Below are 21,036 nucleotides of genomic sequence, written 5' to 3'. Positions count from 1 at the left end.
CGTCGTTTTTTATCTCTGCAATCGGGGGATGGCCAGTTAGCTGGCGCTCTGGCGCACCTCGGCGGCGATCTGGTCGAGCAGCTGTTGCCAGCCCTGACCCAGCTCGTTCACCAGCGCGTTATAGCCATCGGCCGGCAGCACCCGCTCCTGACGGAAGGGGGCATCGCGCAGCACGGTGCCATCTTCCGCCAGCAGGCGCCAGCGGCCGCTCAGCACGGCGCTGCCGTCATGACGGCCCTGAAAGCGCTCCACCAGAATGGTCAGCACCGGCCCCTTGCGAGCGCCATCCTGCCGTACCACCCAGCCCGGCAGGCGGGTGGAGAGGCCATTGAGGGTGAGCTGGTTGAGTTGATCGTCCAGCGCACCGGCCCAGCGATGGTACTCGGTGAAGTGGAGCTCTTGCCCTTCCAGCTGATAGACCAGACTGATCCGGTCGAGCTGGCTGGCCAGCGCCACCGGGCGCAGCACCAGCTGGTGCTGCGGTTGGGCCGGGGCCGTTACGGGTTGCTGGTTGTCGGCATCGAGCGAGTAGTAGTGCAGGCGTGGCTGGCTGCTGCAACCCGCCAGCAGGCCCAGCAGGGCCAGCGTCAGGATCTCTTTTTTCATTGTTTGCCTCGCTTGGGCTCAGGGTCCGATGGATGCGCGCGATCGAAGATCAGCGAGCTGGGCTGCTCGTTGAGGGAGTGCACCAGCGGCTGCAGTTCGCGCATCAACTGATTGAGGGTCTGCACCGATTGGCGCAGGTCCTGATTGGTCTGCGACTGGGCATCATAGGCCTGCAGGGTCTTCTGCAACTGCTTGAGGCTCTCGTTGAGCGAGGCCGGCAGTTGCTGGGTCGCATCTTTGGCGGTGAGCTTGTTCAGGTTGGCGCTGACCGCACTGATGTTTTTCAGGGTGCCATCCAGGGTGGTGAGTGATCCGTTGACCTTGGCCAGGGTGGTGGCCATATCCATGTCGACAAACTTGTCGAGAATGAGGTTCACCTTGCGCTCGATCTGATCCAGCCCGCCCTGCACGGTGGGGAAGACCTGATAACCGGCCAGCTTGGCCTGCTCGACGCGCGGTGCGTCCGGATAGAAGTTGAGATCGATGATCTTGCCGCCGGTCAGCAGGCTCGAGGTCTTGAGGCTGGCACGCAACCCCTCCTTGAACTGTCTGCCGAACAGGGCACGCCATTGTTCCTTTTCCGCATTGGCATAACGATGGGAAATCCGTTGTACCTCGATGCGGGCCAGTACCGGGATCTGGTGCTTCTGGAACATCTGCACCGCCTTGTCATCGAGTGGAAAGGGGGTCGATATCACGGTACCGACCCGGATACCTCGGTACTCCACAGCAGCGCCCGGGTGCAGGCCCCCCACGTTGTCTTTAAACAGGAAGATGTAGTCGATGAACTGGTCCAGGCTACCGGCCAGCACGCTCGCCTCATCCTGGAACAGGGTGAATTCCTCCATCTGTTTGACCGGCTCGCCGGGTGTCCAGCCGGGTGGCAGCCCCATGGTGATGCCGCCGTCGATCAAGCTCTCCAGTGAATCCATCTTCACCTTCATCCCCTCGCTGCTCATGGATAGCTCGAAACCCGGGGTCAGCCAGAAGCGGGAGTTGCTGCTCACCAGAATGTCATAGGGGGCGTTGATGAAGATCTGATACTGCATCTCGCTCTTTTCTGGCAGGAACTTCGCCTCTTCCACCTGACCTATGGTGAAGCCCTGATAGTTGATGGGGGAGCCTTCCCCCAGCGCGCGGGTGTCGCGGCTGCTGAGGGTGAGGCGCAGCCCCTTGGCATCCAGCGAGGAGAGCGGTGGTTTGTCCAGCATGGCGTATGCGTCCCGCGCCCGTCCTTTCTTGCCGGGGGCGAGTTCGATATAGGCGCCGGAGAGCAGGGTACTGAGACCCGATACCCCTTCACGGCCTACTCTGGGCTTGACCACCCAGAACTGGCTGTCACCGCGCAACATGCCGGAGGCGGCATTGCTCAACCGACCCTTCAGCACGGCATGGCTGTAGTCTTCGCTCAGTTCGACAGCTTCGATGCGGCCGACGTCCACTTCTCGGGAACGGATCACTGTCTTGCCAGCGACTATGCCCTCTGCAGTGGCAACGGTCAGGGTGAAGCTCGGGCCCTGGGAGTACCAGTGCTGGAACAGCATCCAGAGACCGATACACAGCGCCAGCAGGGGCACCATCCAGATTGCGGCGGCAGAGCTCAGAAAATCAGAGCCCGGTTTCCACCTTTTTTTACGCTCACTCACGTTCGCGTTCTCCTTGTTGTAAATCCCAGATCAGGCGGGAGTCGAAACTCATGGCGGCAACCATGGTGATCAACACCACACCTGCAAATGCGACGGCCGCGGGGCCGGGGTAGATGGTCATCAGATTGTCGAGCCGGATCAGGCCAGCCAGAATGGCCACCACGAAGACGTCGATCATCGACCAGCGTCCTACAAATTCAGTCATTCGATAGAGCTTGAGCTTGCGCAGTGGCGAGGCCGCCTGGCCATTCTGCACTGCGTAGCAGAGCCAGAATAGCGCCACGATTTTCACCAGCGGTACCACCACACTGGCGAAAAAGATCACCGCGGCGATGGGGTAGGAGCCCATGGCCCAAAGCAGCACCACGCCGCCGAGGATGGTGGAGGGGCTGTTATCGCCGAGAAACACCGTGTCCATGATGGGATAGAGGTTGGCGGGCACATAGAGAATGGCGGAGGTAAACAGCAGCGCCCAGGTACGGTTCAGTCCACCCGGCTTGCGTGCATGGAGGTGACCACCGCAGCGGGAGCAGTTGTGGCTGCCCATTTCGCTCAGGGCGCCACAGATGTGGCAGCCCACCAGACCGGATTCCAGTGCGCTCGCTTCCGGGTCGAGCTCCCGCCGTTCAGTGGGGCCGAGCAGCCGCTGCCATAGCCACATCTGATCCAGCGAGGAGATCATCTTGATGAGCAGCACCGTGTAGCCGACGAAGGCCCAAAACGACAGCCCCATCTGGATGTCGGCCATCCCCATCAGCTTGACCAGCGAGATGAGCACCCCCACCAGAAAGACATCCACCATCAGCCAGGGTTTGATCCGGCAGAGCAGACGGCCGAGGGAGCGCAGGGCATTGCTGTGCAGGTCTTTATCGACTCGCCACAGCACCAGCATGATGGAGCTCATGTAGACCAGTGGCAGGCCGATCAGGGTCAGGCTCAGCACTGCACCGAGAAACAGATAGCCCTCATCCACCAGGGTGGTGATGCTCTGCAGAAAGGTCATCTCCTGGCTCACCCCTTTGGCCGAGAAGGACATAAAGGTAAAGGCATTGGCGAGCACGAACATAATGAGCGCTGCGAACCCGTAGGAGATGGGCCGCAACTCCTGCTGTGGCAGGTGGCGACTCAAGGTGTGTCCACAGCGGGGGCAGCAGCTGGCCTGCCCCACCTCGAGCGGTGTGGCCGGTATCAGCAGGTCACACTCTTCGCAGGCAGTGTCATCATGGACATAGGTGTTGTGGTGTTGGTGTGAAACCGGATGCAAGATAAAACCCCAGATAAGGCCCGTGGTGGAGCCAGAGCTGGCGATTATCGCAGTTGTACCGGTCAGCGACCAGCCCCCGGAGGCCGCTATTGCTGGCGGGAGTGAGAATGACTTTGACAAGCCAGTGCCCATTTAGCACAATCAAACGCCACTTTTTTTCCGCGGGACAATAATTTATGACAACTGAATCCCCCAGCTACTCCACGATTGAGCAAGCCTTCTCCCTCGGGAACGGGCAAGATTCTGCCCTCAACTGGTTGCGCAAGAACCGCAGTCAGGTCGCTATTTTTCTGGTGAGCGGCATCAAGCTGGAAGGCACCATCAGCGGGTTCGACCAGTACAGTGTGCTGCTGACCGATGCTCATGGTAACCAGCAGCTGGTCTACAAGGCCAAGATCTCCACCATCGCCATGCACACCGGCCGTCCGCAGGTGAACATCCAGCGTGCTCGCAAGCCGCGTGTCTCCATGGCGCCGCGCCCCCACGGTGCGCCGGGTCGTTATGACGACAATCAGGGCGGCGGCAACAACGAGTAATCGTCTGCCCCGCACTCCCCGTTGACGCGCCCTGCGTCAGCGGCTGACGGAACCTGCTCTCATTTTCATTCATGTCCCGTATGAGAGCCGGTTCCGGTTATCGCCCCTTGCAGGGCGATATTTTTTTCCGCACTACGCCGTTATGCCGACCGGTTTGCCCTCTTTGACCAGACAGGTCTGCATACCCGCCGCTTCTCCGGCCTGTACCCCGATCCCGGTATCTTCAAACACCAGACAGCCTGACGGCTCGACCCCCAGCTTGCTGGCGACCAGCAGGAAGGTGTCCGGATTGGGCTTGTGCAGCTCCACATCGTCTGCGGTGACCACCACTGAGAAGTAGCGATCCAGCCCGGTGTTGCGCAGCACCGCTTCGGCATTGACGCGAGGCGAGCCGGTGCCAATCCCCATCGGGATGACGCCATGATAGCGCTCGACCAGCGCCAGCATGGCCGGAAAGACGGTCGCCTTGTGCAGGTTGGCCACATAGTGGGCGGTCTTGCAGCGGGTCACTTCGACGGGGTCGAGGGGGATCTGCTGTTCCTGTGCCACCAGCAGGGCAATCTTGCGGCTCGGCATGCCGCCCAGTTCATAGAACCAGTCGGCATCGAAGTGAAAGCCAAACTCGCGGGCGGTATGTTCCCAGGCCGCGAGGTGCAGCGGCATGGAGTCGACCAGGGTGCCATCAAGGTCAAAGACCAGGCCTTGGAATCCGGAAAGCGTCATGGTGCGGGTCAGTCTCTGAAAAAAGGGAGCCCATTCTAGCCAGTGGCTCCCCGTCTCGCCATCACCTAGCTGGTGAGAAACGCTTGCCCCCACATTTGTGACTGAAAATAGACGGGGGTGAGCTGGGCCGGATCGAGTTGATATTTGGGGGCAAGCTGCTCCAGCAGGGCCCAGTTGCCCTGTTCATAGGTGCTGACCAGCTGAAACAGATGAAAGAGTGGCCCTTCATGCAGTTCGATGGCGCGCTGCACGCTCTTGGGCAGGTGAGCCATCAGCGGCTCCGACAGCAGGGAGCCATCGAGCACCAGTCCCACCAGAAAGGCCCAGCTTGCCTCTGCTTTACCGAGGGCGGTGAGGGCAATCAACTCGCAGAAGCGGCCGCGGGCGATGGCCATGCGGGTACAGGCCTCCGGCATGTGCTGACTCACCCGGGCCAGACCGTTGATCAGCACGAACTTGCGGATCTCCTGCTCCCCCAGATAGGAGAGGGCGCGGGGTACCGAGGTGATGGGGGCGGCATGATCGAAGCCGGGGGCGTTGACGTAGGTGAGCAGCAGGCCGGGCAGCCAGGCATCCTGCTCCAGCAGGCGGGCCACCTGGGCGAAGGAGAACTCTTCGTGGCAGATAAGCTGGAGGATCTGCTGTACCAGCGCCATGTCGGGCTGGTTGGCCCGCTGATTGACCAGCTCCGGACGGGCGAGAAAGCCGCCGGCAAAGAAGTCGACCCCCGCCTCCCGCAGCGGGAGAAAATCCGCCCAGGTTTCGATGTTCAGCGCCATCCGCTTGTGTTCGGTGGGCTGGCAGATCCCCTCTTCTCCCATCCAGTACACCAGCAAGCGGCTTGCGCCGAGCCAGCGTGGATCCCGGTTGGCGCCATGTACCGCCAGTCTGCGCCGACTGTCGCGCCACAGCTCCAGCACCGGGAACGAGTTGGGCTGGCGTTCACTGGAGGCTTCAACCAGCGGGATCGCGTCCTGATCCAGCAGCAGGGGACGCTGTTCATCGAGCTGTTCGTGGGTGAAGGGCACCAGATATTGACGCCCCTGCGCCAGCAGGCGGCAATGTTGCGCCAGTGAAGGCCATTCGGCCGGTGAGCTGAGCTGATAGTCGATGCCGTAGGCCACCAGAGCCAGGCGACGATTGAAGATGGGGTAGCGACGCAACAGCATGGGATCACCGATAGGCCAGAGTGCGGGCCCTCCCTTGTGACTTGGCGTGGTAGAGCGCCTGGTCAGCCTGTTCGGTCAGGGTCTGCCATGCTCCGTCCAGGGAGGGAACCAGATAGCTAAAGCCTATGCTAACCGTAATGAAATCAGCAACCCGCGAGGCGGGATGGGGCATTTTCAAGCGGGCAAGACCATCGTGGATCCGTCCGGCCAGCTGTTCGGCCTCACCGGGTTGGGGGGCGCAGAGCAGAATGACGAACTCCTCCCCGCCATAACGGGCGACCAGATTGGTGCAGCGCCGCTCTGCATCCCGCAGCACATGGGCCACCTGTTGCAGGCAGAGATCCCCCTTGGCATGGCCGAAGTGGTCGTTGTAGGCCTTGAACTCGTCGACGTCGATCATCAATACCGCCAGCAGGTTCTGGGTGCGTCGTGCCCACTCCCACTCCCGCTGCATGGTGATGTCCCACTGGCGCCGGTTGGCGATGCCGGTGAGGGGATCTTCCAGCGACAGCAGGGAGAGGCGGTGATTGGCCTCCTCCAGCGCCCGGTTGGTCTCGGCCAACTGCATGGTGCGCTCGGCGACCCGGGCCTCCAGCTGGCGGTTGAGGGTTTCCAGCTGCTCCTGAGTGCGCTGGCGGATCAGCAGTTGTGACAGGATGGCGGCGTACTGTTTGAAGATCTCGCTCTGATAGGCCTTGAGCGGCCGGTGCCAGAGCAGGTTGTCGGCGGCGATCCAGCCGATGGGAGTGGTGCCATCCCATAGCGATACCATGGCGTTCCAGCCACGGCCCACCTGCTGCTTCTCGTAGTAGAGGGGGGTATCTTCCATCACCAGTACGTAGTCCTTGCGCCTGAGCGCCTCTTGCACCGTGGGGTGATCCGGAATGGGGCTGATGAAGTTGTGTTCATCCATCAGCTCGCCCTCTTCGCTGGTGCCCCAGGTGCCGCGCATGGTCTTGCCATCGGGTTCGATCAGGAAGATGGCGACCCGATCGAACTGCAGCTCCTTGCGGGCCAGCAGCACGGCATCCCGCAGCAGATCGTTCTCGCTCCGACTGCGGGAGAGGGTGACGCTGACCATGTGCAGCGCCTGCAACATGGTGAGGAAGGAGCCCTGCAGTGCCTGACTCTGTACCAGATCGGTCTGGGTATGGAGCCGCTGGTCACGCTCCTGATTGACCTGGCTGGAGAGTAGGTGATTGCTGAGCTCGGCAGTCAGATAGTGGATAAGGAGCTGGATGCCCTGACGCTGGTGGGAGGAGAGGCGGTCGATGCGGCGGCGGGTCTCCAGATAGATGACCCCTTCCAGCTTCAAGTGACGCTTGAGAGGGAAACAGGCGCGTAACTGCGGCTGAGCGGGCTCCACATTTTCGCCGGGATCCGGCGGTGGCTGGAGTTGTTCGATCACCAGTTGTCCCTTCTCCATCGCCTTGTCGATCAGGTGGTGGGGCAGGGTCAGTTGACCGAGATGGGCGAGATCAAGCGTGGTCAGCCCCTGATCGAGCTGAAAGCTGTAGAGCTGCGGTTCGGGGGCTTTCAGCCAGAGGTAGAGGCGTTCGGCATCGGTTTTTTCACGGATGGTGGCGAGGCTCACTTCGCATAACTGAGCGAAGTTGGTGAAGTGTTCCGGGTCCCATTCCTGCATACCAATATCCCTTGGATTGTACCCAAGCGAGTATAGACATATTTCTCCTTGATTAATATGTCAGAAAGGAGAAGCAGCGCACATAACGGTTGCTTTCAGCCCTGCTGGTGGAGACATTCACTGCGTTCTCTGCCAATTGTGGATAGAACTGTGTGCCATAACGGTAGATATGGCAGCTTGTAGGGCGGGATGCCGGGCAAAAAAGAGCCCGCACGATGGCGGGCTCTCTGACAGATCAGATGATTCTGCGTGGCTTATTCTGCCTTGGGGGCAGCCTCAGCGGGCGTTTCACTGCTATCGGCTGGCGCACTCTCGGCCGCCGGGGCTTCCGGTGCCGGGCCCGGCACCAACTCCACCGCCGGCTTGGCGATAAGGGAGCGGGTCTCTTCCACCGCTTCGGTCAGCTTCACCTCGATGATCTGGCCGAGCTCGTAGACCACCTCGGTCTTGTCCAGATAGACGCGGCCGTTGTCCCAGTTGCACTCCAGTCGATCCTTGTTGTCGAGAATATGGCGGGCAGGCAGGAAGACCACGGCGCCGTTCTCCTGCAGACGCAGCTTGAGACCGGCACGCATCACGTCGATGATCTCGGCGTTGAACACCTTGTCGGTGCCAGCATCGGCCTTGAGGTAGCGAACATAGAGCCAGTCGCCGATGTCGCGCTCCACCATGCGGTGCAGACGGCGGCAGGCGGTCAGATGCTCGGTGAGCTCGGTGCTCGGGCGCTCGCCCGGGGTCTTGCCGGCGATGACGGCTTTGAGCAGACGATGGTTGACCATGTCGCCGTATTTACGGATCGGGGAGGTCCAGGTGGCGTAGGCATCCAGACCCAGGCCGTAGTGGGCGCCGGGTTCGGAGGACATCAGCGCATAGCTCTGGAAGCGGCGGATCTTGCCGTCCAGCCAGCGGGTGTCGAGGTTGTCGATCCAGCGACGCAGGGCGCAGAAGCCGGAGAGGCTGGCGATCTCGTCGCGCTCGAACGGGGCTTCGGCACTCTTCAGCAGGTCGATGGCGCCGTCGAGGGACTCTTCGTCAAAGCCGGTGTGAACGTTGAAGATGCCGTAACCGACGCTCTTGCCCAGCACGCGACCGGCGCAGATGTTGGCGGCGATCATCGACTCTTCCACCATGCGGTTGGCGATGCGGCGCGGCTCGACGTGGATAGCCAGCACTTCGCCATTCTCGCCCAGCTCGAAGTCGTAGTCGGGACGATCCGGGAATACCAGCGCATGTTCGGTGCGCCACTTGATGCGCGCTTCGGTCATCGCCTTCATCAGCGGCAGCTGGGCCAGCACGCCTGCGTCGATAGACAGCTCTTTGCCGTGTTCGGCCCAGTCGGAGACGTCGTCATAGTTGAGACGGGCGTGGGAACAGATGCGGGCGGCGAAGAACTCGGTCTCCTCCAGCAGCAGACCATCTTCGGCGATGAGCAGACGGGCGCACAGAGTGTTGCGCTCCTCACCCTCTTTCAGGGAGCAGAGTTCGTCGGAGAGGGTGCGCGGGATCATCGGCACGTTGCGGCCCGGCATGTAGACGGTGAAGGCGCGCTGGGCCGCCTCTTTGTCCAGCTCGCTCCCTTCGGCCACATAGGCGGTCGGGTCAGCGATGGCGACCAGCAGCTCCCAGCCGTTGTCCAGCTTGGTGATGGCCAGCGCATCGTCCATGTCCTTGGTCTTGGCACCGTCGATGGTGAAGAAGGGGACTGCGGTCAGATCGCGACGGGGCAGCTCTTCCTCTTCGATCACCTTCCACTCCGGCAAGTCAGCCGGCTCGACCTGGGCCAGATTGTGGCGCGCCAGCACTACCCACCAGGGCACGTTGTGATCTTCCTGGGCGGCGATCTTCTGGATGATCTCGGCAGAGAAGTTGCCGTCGACCAGCGCATGGCGCTTGAGGGTCGCCACCACCCAGTCACCTTCCTTGAACTCTTTCTCATCCAGACCCTTCTTGACGCGGGCCTTGATGGCATCCTTGATCAGCGGATGGTCGGCAACCACGTTGAGGCGGTCACGGAACATCTTGACCCGGGCCACGAAGCGGGTGACGGACTGCTCCAGCAGGGTATCCGGCTCTGCCACTTCCTTCTCTTTTTCGGTACGGATCAGGGCGGTCACCCGGTCACCGTGCATCACCTTCTTCATGTAGGGAGGCGGCACGAAATAGCTGGTCTTCTCATCGACTTCCAGAAAGCCGAAGCCCCGGTCCGAGGCGCGGATCACACCCTCTTTCTTCGGGATGTTTTCGCGGATTTGTTGCTTGAGCTGGGCCAGCAGCGGATTGTCTTGGAACATAAGTGAGGAACCTGAAGTGAAAACCTGGGTGGAGACCTGATGAAGGATCGCCCAGCACTATACGTTTTTAGCCCTGCAAAGCCAAGGTGAATGGCCTGCTCAGCGTGGTTTCAACTGCGATCTGGCATGGTCGATAAGGCGTTGGGAGAGCTGCTTGTGAACCCCTTTTTCCAGTACCCAGCGGTGCCAGTAGAGGCGTTCCGTCAGGACGTGGTCGGGACTGAGGTTGAGTAGTGACCCGTCAGCCAGCTGGCCTCTTATCTGCAATTCGGGAATGAGGCAGTAGGCCAACCCCTGTTCGGCCATGGCGACGAAGGCCTCTGACGAGTGGACCGTATGGCAGGGATAACCGCCGGGCTCCAGCCCGAAGTGTTCTCTCATAAAGCTCACATGCATGTCATCGCGCTGATCGAACGCCACCGCTGGTGCCTTGGCCAGCGCCTCCCGGGTCAGACCGTGAGGGAAGTGGCAGGCTACGAAGGCGGGGCTGGCGGTAAGCAGATAGTTCATCTCACCGAGCTCATCAACGCAGCAACCCGCCAGCGGCTGGGGATGCAGGCTGACCGCACCAAAGGCCTGACCCTCGCGGACCTTGTCGAGGGTGCGGCTCTCGTCATCGACCAGCAAGTTTAGTTCGATGGGGTGCTGCTTCAACAAGGGGGCAATGGCGGGCAAAAACCAGGTGGCCAGGCTGTCGGCGTTCACTGCGATACTGATCCGGATTGGCCCCTGCGGTTGGTCGGGGGTCAGCTCCCCCGCCAGTTCGAGTTCGAGCTGATGTACCTGCCGATAGTGGGCAAGCAGCTTCTGGCCGAGTGGCGTGGCCTGTAGCGGCTGGCTGCGAATGAGTAGCGGCTCGGCAAACTGCTGCTCCAGCTGCTTGATCCGCTGGGAGATGGCCGACTGGGTGATATGGAGCGACTTGGCCGCTCTATCGAAGTTCTGCTCCTGCAGTACCGCATCCAGCGCCCGCAGCAGTTTGTAGTCCAGCTCTTTCATCTTCTCTCTCTTCCGTTGCCCAAGGGCTGACTCTACGTCACTCGGCAGGGGACAACAATGGGCGGCGGAAGGGGCGTTGCGCTGTGATTTTTGACAGTAGTGGTCAGGCCATTGAGGGAGGATACTCTCTGGTGCCGCATGGGGTAGCCCTGCGGGGTCATAGCGATACAGCGATACGTTTATCCCGGGTCTGTTTTCCCGGGATTTTTTATGAGTGAACTGCCAGCACCGGTGATGGTTGCTGCAGTGGATAATGGCTGGTTTGATAATGGCCCAGCAGAGGTTGGGAGACCGCCTGCGCGAAGCGCTCATCCAGATGGAAGCGGATGCCAACGCCCCTTACCGCCCCCAGATCGACCGCCTGACGATGACCGAGCCGCTCGATGGGCAGGCCAAGTCGGCGGAAGATGCGCTCCACCGGCAGGCTGACGACGGCGACCAGCTCCCGGATCCCGTGGGCATGAGCGAAGGCATAGACCTCGCGGAAGATGACGCAAGTGAGTTCGCTGACGCCATTGCTCATGCGCGGTGCGCGTTGGGCATCGATAGCCAGACGGGTGAGTTCCCAGACATCGGGGGTGCGTGGCGCGCTTTCACCGGCAAGGGCGGTGGGGAAGATGGTGGGCAGCATATAGGCATCGGCACAGTTGAGCAGACGAATACAGCCACACAGCCCTTGTTCGTCCTCGATCAGCACCCAATGGGTGTCTGGCGTGTCGAAGCTGTCACGTTCCAGGCCCCGATGAGACTCGACATCCCAGCCTAACCGGTCGGAAAAGACGCGATTTCGAAAGCGATAGAGTTCATTCTCCACCTCGTTTCGTGGATGTTCTCTCAATTTTCCTTTAAAAACCAACATTATGGACCCTCTATCTTGCTATTCGCCGTTATAATCACATGTCTGGCCAAGGGGGCTTTCATATGAACAGAGACCAACTGCTTGAGTACCTCGAACATTTCACTTCGGTGACGGACGGCAATCGTCTGGCCGAACTGATCGGTCGCTTTACGCTCGGGATGGGCTATGACTACTATCGCTTCGCCCTGATCCTGCCGATGTCTATGCAAAGGCCCAAGGTGGTGCTGTTCAACCAGTGCCCCGATTCCTGGGTGCAGGCCTATACCGAAAACAACATGCTGGCGTGCGATCCGGTGATCCGGCTGGCACGCAAGCAGACGCTGCCCATTTACTGGAACCGCCTCGATGAGCGGGCCAGTTTTCTGCAGGAGGGAACCATGGACGTGATGGGGTTGGCAGCCGAATTCGGGTTGCGTAACGGCATCTCCTTCCCTCTGCACGGTGCAGCCGGGGAGAACGGTATTCTCTCCTTCATCACCTCCGAGCGTGCCTCGAGCGACCTGTTGCTGGAGTCCTCGCCGATCCTCTCCTGGATGTCCAATTACATCTTCGAGGCGGCTATTCGGGTGGTGCGTTTCAGCATGATGGACAGTGCGGGGAAAGACCCCTTGACCGAGCGCGAGACCGAGTGCCTGTTCTGGGCCAGCGAAGGGAAGACCTCTAGCGAGATCGCCTGCATCCTCGGGATCACGGAGCGCACGGTCAATTACCATCTCAATCAGGTCACCCGTAAAACCGGCTCCATGAACCGCTATCAGGCCATTGCCAAAGGGGTTAGTACGGGGCTGTTGCTACCCAATCTGGAGCAAGTTGTGGTTACCAACTTCCCCAGATTGCTGCAGTAGGCTGAGCCCGTAGGCGCAACAGATTCTCCTGCCGCACTCTGAGGGTCACAATTGTCAGATCCGGTAATTGACAAGGGCTGGAACAGCGGCTGGGTATACCGGTTTTTATTAGCAAAATGAATCAATCAGTAAATCAATGAATTTCTAAGAAGGAGCTACCATCGCTATAGTGCCGCTCATTCATCATTTCGAACGGTACTCTCCATGATGCTCGCAACGACACTGCAAGGCTTCACCATCGGTCTGGCCATGATCATTCCCATCGGCGCCCAGAATGCCTTTGTGCTGAGTCGGGGCATCCATCGCAATCACCATCTGCTGACGGCCACGCTCTGCAGTTTCTGCGATCTCACCCTGATTGCCATCGGTGTATTTGGCGGAGCCAATGTGCTGGCCGCCAGCCCCCTCGGCATGGCACTGCTCACCTGGGGGGGCGTGCTGTTTCTCGGCTGGTTTGGTGGCCGTTCCCTGTTCAGTGCCTGGCGCGGTAAAGGGGAGGGGCTTGCCGATTCTGCTCAGCAGATGGGGGCCAAAAGCGTGCTGGCGATGACGCTGGGAGTTACGCTGCTCAATCCTCACGTCTATCTCGATACATTGATGCTGCTCGGCTCCCTTGGCAGTCAGGTGAGCGAGTCCCTGCGTCCGGCCTTTGCTGCGGGGGCCATGCTGGCCTCGCTGGTGTGGTTCTACTCGCTGGCGCTGGGGGCGGCAGCGCTGGCGCCCTGGTTGGCCCGCGGCCGGGTGCAGCAGGGGATCGATCTGCTGGTCGGCATCATCATGTTGAGCCTGGCTGTTCAGCTGGCCATAGGACGTTGAGGAAGTTAAGGCGGCAGGAATGAGCGACCGGTAACAAAAAGATGCCACTCATATGAGTGGCATCTTTACTATTGGAGGGGCTCAGACTCTGAACTGGGAGAGCAGGCGCTGTTGCAGCAGGCTGGCTTGATGGAGCGAGGAGGCGAGCTGCAGGCACTCCTGTGCCTCCTGTTCGCCGGTTCTGGCTTGCAGACTGATGCCGGAGACCTTGTCAGAGGAGTGGCTCAGGGTGTGTGACAGTTGCCCTGTGGCTACGGCCACCTGCTGCACCATGTCGGCCAGCTGGTCGATGGCGCCTTCCACCTTGAACAGGATTTGCTTGGTGTTCTCGGAGTCCTGCATGCCGGACTCTACCGTCTTGAGGTTGCGTTGCATCATCAGATAGGCGGTTTCGGTCTGCTGCTGGATGCTGCTGATCACCTGGCTGATCTCGGCGCTTGATGTTGCGGTGCGATTAGCCAGGGTGCGCACCTCGTCCGCAACCACAGCAAAGCCACGCCCCATCTCCCCAGCGCGGGCCGCTTCGATGGCCGCATTGAGGGCCAGCAGGTTGGTCTGCTCCGAGATACCGCTGATGGTGGAGATGATCTGGCCAATCTGACCCGCCTGCTCCTTGAGGGAGTTAATGGCGATGGCACACTCGCTCACCTCTTGTACCACCCGTTGCATGCCCGCGCTGGCGGAGGCGACATACTGACTACTCTCGGTGGTCAGCTGGCGCACCTCGTTGGCATTGTGAGCCGCCATGCTGCAGTTGTCCGAGATACCGGTGGCGACTTGCACCATCTGTTCACTGTCGTGGTGCAGGGCCAGCGCATGTTCGGCGGTCTGGCGGCTGCTCTGGCTGATTGCCTCCACCCGGTTGACCGAGGTGTGAACGTGTTCGCTGATGTGCTGGTTGTTGTCCATGGTGGAGCTGATCATCTTCTGCAATTTCTCGATGAAACGATCCACGCTGTTGGCCAGCGAGCCTATCTCGTCATCCCGTTGCAGGTTGATGCGGGCGTTGAGATCTCCCTCGCCGGCGGCGATATCCTGCATTCGTTTGTCTACTTGCAGCAGTGGGGTTACCAGTTTGCGGGTCAGCCAGAAGCCGCAGAGGGTGACCATGACCAAGCTCAGCAGCAGGCCACCCAACAGCAGGGTGCGGGTCTGGCTAATGATGCCGTTGAGCTGCGCCACCTGATCCTCGACGGTGGCATCGCCGCTCTCCTCGATGGCAACCAGCTGTTGTCGCAGCTCATCGGCACTGGCTTCATAGATGGCCTGTTGGGCCTGATAGCTGCCGAGTGCATCGACCCACTGTCCCATCAGTTGCTGATGCCGGGCCAAGAGGGCGCGATACTCTGCAGACAGTGTCTTGCCGGCAAATTCGCCGGTTCCCTCGATATCGAACAGCCCGGTGCCGAGCATGCTGTCGATCGCTTCGTGGTAGAAATCGGTCGCCTCTTTCAACTCGGCCTTGATCGCCTCTGTGACTCCTTGTCTGCGCATCTTCTCCAGCGCATAGAGCTGGCGCAAAAAGCCGATGTTGGACTCCATCCCCCCATCGGCCGCTTCCCAGCGAGTGGAGAGGCCGCTGTTCCAGCTGATGGTCTGGTCGGGGGATTGGGTCAGCGCCTCGACCGCGCCGTCGCCGATCACCTCCAGCTGGGTCGAGAGGCGAGCCATCAGATCGGCGTTGTGATGCAGGGCTTGATCCACCTCGGTATAGGCGTGATAGAGCGCCAGCAGCTTCTCTTGTTGTTGTTGATAGTCCTGCTTGTGCTGTTCCATGGTGGCAAGGGCTGCACCATCAATGAGCTGCCCCTGGTTGACCCGGGCCAGCGCGTCATCGGTCGCCGCCTTGGCTGCATCGAGTTCGGCGCGATTGAGCGGGGTACCGTTTTGCATCTTCTGAATCTGTAGCTGTTGGTTGCCCAGCTCTATGGAGCCCTCCATGGCGCCATCGGCGGTCTGCCAGGCGGCGCCTAGTACGTAGGAGAGCAGATTGGCTAGCCGCTGGCTGCCATACCAGCCAACGACCCCCATGCCCAGCGTACAGCCGAGCAATATGGCAAGACCCAGATTGGAGGTGGTAACAATTTTCATGTGATGGCCTTCCTTGGTATCGACATTGGCACCAGTTTCGGTTCCGAACGGGTTTAGTGTAGTGGTTTATCCCCTCGCTCGGGGGCCGGTGCGGCGCTGAAACATCCCATGCACTGGCTGCACCCGATCAAGCATGGTGGAAAATGGGATAAAAAGCCTCTCTGACCACAAGGGTGTTGCTGCCCTATGCTGGATACTTATCCAGTTATTCTTTATGCTATGAGCCAATTTACGAATAGTTGTATTGGTGAGGAGAGAGCCGTGATTGGTCGCTTGAGAGGCATTGTCATTGAAAAGCAGCCCCCCGAGGTCCTGCTGGAAGTGGGCGGGGTTGGCTATGAGGTACAGATGCCGATGAGCTGCTTCTATGATTTGCCGGAGATCGGCAAGGAAGCGACCATCCATACTCACTTCGTGGTGCGGGAAGATGCCCAGCTGCTCTATGGTTTCAACCACAAACAGGAGCGGGCGCTGTTCCGCGAGCTGATCAAGACCAACGGGGTCGGCCCCAAGCTAGCGCTGGCTATTCTCTCCGGCATGACAGCTACCCAGTTTGTGCTGAGTGTCGAACGTGAAGAGATAAGCTCTTTGGTCAAACTGCCAGGAGTCGGCAAGAAGACCGCCGAGCGTCTGGTGGTGGAGATGAAGGATCGCCTCAAGGGGTGGGTCAGTCACGACCTCTTCTCCCCGGCCATGGTCACCTTGCCAGCCAGTGAGCCAGAATTGCGGGCACCTGATGTGACCGAGGAAGCGGCCAGTGCGCTGGTGGCCCTCGGTTACAAGTCACAGCAGGCGAGTCAGATTGTCAGCAAGATCGCCAAAGAGGGGATGTCGGTGGAAGATATCATCCGTGAATCCCTGCGTAGCCTGGTATGAGGTAGTTGATGATTGAAGCAGACCGCCTCATTTCGGCCAGTGCCGCCCGTGAGGATGACATTATTGACCGGGCTATCCGCCCCAAGAAGCTGGCTGACTACACCGGTCAGGATACCGTCTGCGAACAGATGGAGATCTTTATCGAAGCGGCCCGTCAGCGGGGTGAAGCGCTCGATCACCTGCTGATCTTCGGCCCGCCGGGTCTGGGCAAGACTACCCTCGCCAACATCGTCGCCAACGAGATGGGGGTCAATATCAAGACCACCTCCGGCCCGGTACTGGAGAAAGCAGGGGATCTGGCCGCGCTGCTCACCAACCTCGAACCGAACGATGTGCTTTTCATCGATGAGATCCACCGCCTCAGCCCTGTGGTGGAGGAGGTGCTCTATCCGGCGATGGAGGATTACCAGCTCGACATTATGATCGGGGAGGGGCCAGCGGCTCGCTCCATCAAACTGGATCTGCCTCCCTTTACCCTGATTGGCGCCACCACCCGGGCTGGTTCACTCACCAGCCCGCTGCGGGATCGCTTCGGTATCGTCCAGCGGCTGGAGTTCTACAACGTCAAGGACCTGACCGATATCGTCTCCCGCAGTGCCCGTTGTCTGGGGCTCGACATGACGGAAGATGGTGCCATTGAGGTCGCCCGTCGCTCTCGCGGCACGCCGCGGATTGCTAACCGTTTGTTAAGGCGGGTGCGCGACTTTGCCCAGGTGAAATCCGATGGCCGGATCGACGGCCCCATTGCTGCCCGTGCCATGGACATGCTGGATGTCGATAACGAAGGTTTTGACTTCATGGACCGCAAGTTATTGTTGGCTGTGATAGACAAGTTTATGGGGGGCCCGGTGGGTCTCGATAATCTGGCCGCCGCGATCGGGGAAGAGAAAGATACTATCGAAGATGTGTTGGAGCCTTATCTGATCCAGCAAGGGTATCTGCAACGTACACCCAGAGGACGGATTGCGACCACACGAGCCTACGCTCATTTCGGTCTTCAGCGACCAGATGAGAAGTAAAAACAGTCGTTTGAACATGAAACCGCCGTCAAAGGCGGTTTTTTATTATCCGAGCAAAAAAAAAGCCCACGGCGGATGCGGTGGGCAAAGACAATTCAGGATGGATGTTCACAGACAGTGAGTGCGTCTGGACACAGACCGGAAAATAAACAGGTGAGCCGTCGCGAGCTCTCAGAGTCGGTTCAGTTGATAGAGCTGAACAAAGGAAAGCTTGTAGTAACGGATGGTTTTAGCAACAAACTTTTTCATCTTCGATTCCAATAGACAGGTTCAAATTGATCGTCGAATACGTACCGTGAACCCGGATTGACCGGCCTGTATCCAAGGGTATGCCCTCACTGCGAGGCGCATTGTAGGAGTTCGAATCGACCCCGGCAAACAAGAAAAATTGCACTCTTCAAATTAGTTTATCTAATGTCTTTATTGATGAAATTGGTTCGCATGAGTATGCATTCTTTGCAATTTTAAATTGAGTTTTCGAATCAGATTGCCTGACTCGGATAACATGGAAAAAGGCGCGTCATTCACGCTTTTCAAATTAAACCGAGTGGCGGGATGTTAAATTCTTAAATTGATTTAAATCAATGTTTTACGCTTTATCGTGTTTTGTGATCTGGCTCGCGTCAATAATCGTGAAATAGATTAAAAATGCCTTTCAAAGCCATGTATGGCGGGTCCTTTTACATTGATTTCAATCAAATAAAGGTGATATAAAAACCCGGTCATCATGGGAGAGAATAAATTTAGGCTGATTGTTTTGGAATTGTTAAACATTAGCTTTATTTGTGTTCTCGTATTGCCTTGTTGTTAATGCCAGTGGTTACTGAACGCGTTTTGTTGTGACACGTCCCAATAAGGCTCATTCGATAACCTCCAACGGAAGCTTTGTGCTTAAAACTTAAAATAGCCGTGCCAATAATCGGTGAGGAAACATCATGATTGCTGAGCATGTGGTAGACCTATCGCGGTTCCAGTTCGCTGCGACGGCCCTTTATCACTTTTTGTTTGTACCCCTGACGCTGGGAATGGCCTTTCTCCTGGCGATCATGGAATCCGTCTATGTGATGACCAACAACACCATCTACCGGGACATGACCAAATTCTGGGGTAAGTTGTTTGGTATCAACTTTGCCTTGGGGGTCACCACAGGTCTGGCCATGGAGTTCCAGTTCGGGACGAACTGGGCTTACTACTCCCATTATGTCGGCGATATCTTCGGGGCCCCGCTGGCTATCGAAGGGCTGATGGCCTTCTTCCTGGAGTCCACCTTCGTCGGTATGTTCTTCTTTGGTTGGGATCGTCTGAGCAAGCATCAGCATCTGGCTGCCACCTGGTTGATGGCGCTGGGTACCAACCTCTCCGCCCTCTGGATCCTGGTCGCCAACGGCTGGATGCAGAACCCGGTCGGTGCCGAGTTCAACTTCGAATCCATGCGGATGGAGATGATGAGCTTCGCTGACGTGGTGCTCAACCCGGTTGCTCAGGTCAAGTTCGTCCACACTGTGGCGGCTGGTTATACCTGTGGCGCCATGTTTGTGCTGGGTATCTCCTCCTACTACCTGCTGAAGAATCGTGATGTGGCGTTCGCCCGTCGCTCCTTCGCCATTGCCGCTGCGTTCGGTATGGCTTCCATCGTGTCCGTGCTGATCCTCGGTGACGAATCCGGTTACGAGACCGGTGAAGTGCAGAAGGTGAAACTGGCCGCTATCGAAGCCGAGTGGGAAACTGAACCTGCTCCGGCCGCCTTTACCCTGTTCGGTATTCCGAATCAGGAAGAGATGCGCACCGACTACGCCATCAAGATCCCCTATGCGCTGGGCATTATTGCGACCCGTTCTCTGGACGGTCAGGTAACCGGTCTGAAGGATCTGAAGAGCGAGCACGAACTGCGCGTCCGCAACGGTATGACCGCTTACGATCTGCTGACCAAGCTGCAATCCGGTGACAAGTCTGACGAGACCCGCGCTCGCTTCGACGAAGTGAAACAGGATCTGGGCTACGGTCTGCTGCTCAAGCGCTACACCAGCAACGTGACCGATGCTACCGACGAGCAGATTAAGGCCGCCGTGGATGACTCCATCCCGCAGGTTCTGCCGCTGTTCTTCGCCTTCCGCATCATGGTTGCCGTTGGCATGCTGATGCTGGTACTGATTGGTATGGCCTTCTATGACAGTGCCCGTCACCAGATCGGCAAGCGCAAGTGGCTGCTCAAGGGGCTGCTGTGGGGTATCCCGCTGCCGTGGATCGCCATTGAAGCTGGCTGGTTTGTTGCTGAATATGGTCGCCAACCGTGGACCATTGCAGAGGTGTTGCCGACTTCCCTCTCTGCATCCAACCTGCCTGCAGCCGAGATCTGGTTCTCTCTGATCGGTATCTGCCTGTTCTATACCGTACTTCTGGTTATCGAGATGTACCTGATGTTCAAGTATGCCCGTCTTGGCCCCAGCAGCCTGAAGACTGGCAAGTATCACTTTGAACAGATCAAGGCATAAGGAGAGCGACCATGTTTGATTACGAAACTCTGCGTGTCATCTGGTGGGCTCTGGTCGGCGTACTGCTGATCGGTTTTGCCATCACTGACGGCTTCGACATGGGGGTAGGCGCACTGCTCCCGTTCGTCGGCAAGAAAGATGTCGAGCGCCGCGTGATGCTCAACACCATGGGGCCGCACTGGGAAGGTAACCAGGTTTGGCTGGTCACTGCCGGTGGTGCCTTGTTCGCCGCCTGGCCGATGGTGTATGCCGCGACCTTCTCCGGCTTCTACATCGCCATGATCCTGACCTTGATGGCGCTGTTCCTGCGTCCGGTCGGTTTCAAGTACCGCTCCCTGCGTGCTGATGCAAAATGGCGCAGCAACTGGGACTGGGCCTTGTTCGCCGGTAGCGCCGTACCGCCCATCGTCTTTGGTGTGGCCTTTGGCAACCTGCTGCAAGGCGTTCCGTTCGAGTTTAACCAGTTCATGATGCTGACCTATCACGGCAACTTCTTTGGCCTGCTTAACCCGTTCGGCATTCTGGCTGGTCTGGTGAGTCTGTTCATGCTGCTCACCCAGGGCGCAACCTGGTTGATGATGAAGACCGACGGTGAAGTGCTGGCGCGTTCCCGCACTGCCGCCATGATCTGCTCACTGCTGACTCTGGTGCTGTTTGCTGCCGCGGGTTGGTGGGTAAGCGGTATGGAAGGGTATGTCATCGTCAAGGCTGCTGCGACTGACGCGGTATCCAACCCGATGAACAAGGAAGTTGTCCTGCAGGCTGGTGCCTGGATGAACAACTACACCCTCTATCCGTGGATGGTGGCCGCCCCTGTACTGGGTCTGGCCATGAGCCTGCTGACTGCGCTGTTTGCCCGCATGAACATCGGCTGGCTGGCGTTTACCAGCTCCTCGCTGGCGATTGCCGGGGTCATCCTCACTGCCGGTTTCTCCATGTTCCCGTTCGTGATGCCCTCAAGCCTTGAGCCGTCACTGAGCCTGACCATGTGGGATGCTACCGCCTCTTTCAACACCTTGCAGGTGATGACTGTGGCTGCAGCGATCTTCGTACCGATTGTGCTGGGTTACACCATCTGGACTTACATCAAGATGTTTGGCCGGGTAACCAACAAGCACATCGAAGATAACCAACAATCTCTCTATTAAGAGGTGCGCTG

Annotated in this window: 17 protein-coding genes; 7 read left to right on the top strand and 10 right to left on the bottom strand. The window is 58.9% G+C overall.

Going from position 1 to position 21,036, the window contains the following annotated elements:
* Positions 1–36 precede the first annotated feature (36 nt).
* From ACTG1P_RS10265 to ACTG1P_RS10255, 3 genes are read right to left on the bottom strand one after another with little or no spacing between them, the layout of a single operon-like run.
* On the bottom strand, positions 37–606 hold the full coding sequence (locus ACTG1P_RS10265) for a PqiC family protein (RefSeq protein WP_440001190.1): 570 nt from the start codon (positions 604–606) through the stop codon (positions 37–39).
* Positions 603–2,252, bottom strand: coding sequence for an intermembrane transport protein PqiB (pqiB, locus tag ACTG1P_RS10260; RefSeq protein WP_278171728.1), 1,650 nt, complete (start codon positions 2,250–2,252; stop codon positions 603–605). The genes ACTG1P_RS10265 and pqiB overlap by 4 nt, the downstream gene beginning before the upstream one ends.
* Entirely contained in the window at positions 2,245–3,516 is a 1,272-nt protein-coding gene (locus tag ACTG1P_RS10255; RefSeq protein WP_278171730.1) for a PqiA/YebS family transporter subunit, read from the bottom strand. The genes pqiB and ACTG1P_RS10255 overlap by 8 nt, the downstream gene beginning before the upstream one ends.
* 176 nt (positions 3,517–3,692) lie before the next feature.
* Here ACTG1P_RS10255 and hfq point away from each other — a divergent pair, with 176 nt between their 5' ends.
* Positions 3,693–4,052: an RNA chaperone Hfq gene (gene hfq, locus ACTG1P_RS10250; protein ID WP_005335772.1), complete on the top strand. Its 360-nt coding sequence runs from the start codon at positions 3,693–3,695 to the stop codon at positions 4,050–4,052.
* A gap of 132 nt (positions 4,053–4,184) precedes the next feature.
* On the opposite strand, the gene ACTG1P_RS10245 is transcribed toward hfq, so the two are convergent.
* The 6 genes from ACTG1P_RS10245 to ACTG1P_RS10220 all read right to left on the bottom strand — a co-directional run bounded on the left by ACTG1P_RS10245 (position 4,185) and on the right by ACTG1P_RS10220 (position 11,738).
* Entirely contained in the window at positions 4,185–4,775 is a 591-nt protein-coding gene (locus tag ACTG1P_RS10245) for an HAD family hydrolase (protein ID WP_440001189.1), read from the bottom strand.
* Between the two features lie 65 nt (positions 4,776–4,840).
* Complete coding sequence (locus tag ACTG1P_RS10240; protein WP_440001188.1) at positions 4,841–5,944, bottom strand: EAL and HDOD domain-containing protein; 1,104 nt, start codon at positions 5,942–5,944, stop codon at positions 4,841–4,843.
* 4 nt (positions 5,945–5,948) lie between these two features.
* The gene (locus tag ACTG1P_RS10235; RefSeq protein ID WP_440001187.1) at positions 5,949–7,589 is read right to left on the bottom strand and encodes a sensor domain-containing diguanylate cyclase; all 1,641 of its coding nucleotides are present in this window, start codon (positions 7,587–7,589) and stop codon (positions 5,949–5,951) included.
* A gap of 254 nt (positions 7,590–7,843) precedes the next feature.
* The gene (locus tag ACTG1P_RS10230) at positions 7,844–9,880 is read right to left on the bottom strand and encodes an exoribonuclease II (protein WP_440001186.1); all 2,037 of its coding nucleotides are present in this window, start codon (positions 9,878–9,880) and stop codon (positions 7,844–7,846) included.
* Positions 9,881–9,979: 99 nt separating this feature from the next.
* Positions 9,980–10,879 carry a LysR family transcriptional regulator ArgP gene (locus ACTG1P_RS10225; protein WP_346197823.1) on the bottom strand — a complete coding sequence of 300 codons (900 nt, stop codon included), beginning with the start codon at positions 10,877–10,879 and terminating at the stop codon, positions 9,980–9,982.
* Positions 10,880–11,087: 208 nt separating this feature from the next.
* A complete protein-coding gene (locus ACTG1P_RS10220; RefSeq protein ID WP_042081537.1) occupies positions 11,088–11,738 on the bottom strand; it encodes an acyl-homoserine-lactone synthase in 651 nt (216 codons plus the stop codon).
* A gap of 62 nt (positions 11,739–11,800) precedes the next feature.
* On the opposite strand from ACTG1P_RS10220, the gene ACTG1P_RS10215 reads away from it, so the two are divergent.
* Both ACTG1P_RS10215 and lysE read left to right on the top strand, forming a co-directional pair.
* A complete protein-coding gene (locus ACTG1P_RS10215) occupies positions 11,801–12,583 on the top strand; it encodes a LuxR family transcriptional regulator (protein WP_005335753.1) in 783 nt (260 codons plus the stop codon).
* Positions 12,584–12,790: 207 nt separating this feature from the next.
* Positions 12,791–13,399 carry an L-lysine exporter gene (lysE, locus tag ACTG1P_RS10210; RefSeq protein WP_440002294.1) on the top strand — a complete coding sequence of 203 codons (609 nt, stop codon included), beginning with the start codon at positions 12,791–12,793 and terminating at the stop codon, positions 13,397–13,399.
* A gap of 81 nt (positions 13,400–13,480) precedes the next feature.
* Here the strand turns inward: lysE and ACTG1P_RS10205 are convergent, their stop codons facing one another.
* On the bottom strand, positions 13,481–15,490 hold the full coding sequence (locus ACTG1P_RS10205; RefSeq protein WP_440001185.1) for a methyl-accepting chemotaxis protein: 2,010 nt from the start codon (positions 15,488–15,490) through the stop codon (positions 13,481–13,483).
* Between the two features lie 261 nt (positions 15,491–15,751).
* Between ACTG1P_RS10205 and ruvA the strand changes: the two genes are divergently transcribed.
* The 4 genes from ruvA to cydB all read left to right on the top strand — a co-directional run bounded on the left by ruvA (position 15,752) and on the right by cydB (position 21,025).
* Positions 15,752–16,366, top strand: a complete 615-nt coding sequence (gene ruvA / locus ACTG1P_RS10200) for a Holliday junction branch migration protein RuvA (RefSeq protein ID WP_440001184.1) — start codon at positions 15,752–15,754, stop codon at positions 16,364–16,366.
* Positions 16,367–16,374: 8 nt separating this feature from the next.
* Positions 16,375–17,385: a Holliday junction branch migration DNA helicase RuvB gene (ruvB, locus tag ACTG1P_RS10195; protein WP_005335744.1), complete on the top strand. Its 1,011-nt coding sequence runs from the start codon at positions 16,375–16,377 to the stop codon at positions 17,383–17,385.
* A 935-nt stretch (positions 17,386–18,320) separates the two neighbouring features.
* Positions 18,321–19,877: a cytochrome ubiquinol oxidase subunit I gene (locus ACTG1P_RS10190; protein WP_005335743.1), complete on the top strand. Its 1,557-nt coding sequence runs from the start codon at positions 18,321–18,323 to the stop codon at positions 19,875–19,877.
* Positions 19,878–19,888: 11 nt separating this feature from the next.
* The gene (gene cydB / locus ACTG1P_RS10185) at positions 19,889–21,025 is read left to right on the top strand and encodes a cytochrome d ubiquinol oxidase subunit II (protein ID WP_005335741.1); all 1,137 of its coding nucleotides are present in this window, start codon (positions 19,889–19,891) and stop codon (positions 21,023–21,025) included.
* Positions 21,026–21,036 lie beyond the last annotated feature (11 nt).

Origin of the sequence: Aeromonas sp. 11P (genome assembly GCF_051920165.1) — a bacterium.
GTDB lineage: Bacteria > Pseudomonadota > Gammaproteobacteria > Enterobacterales > Aeromonadaceae > Aeromonas > Aeromonas veronii.
The sequence above is the reverse complement of the archived record's forward strand: the minus strand, read 5'-3'. Positions and strand labels throughout refer to the sequence as shown.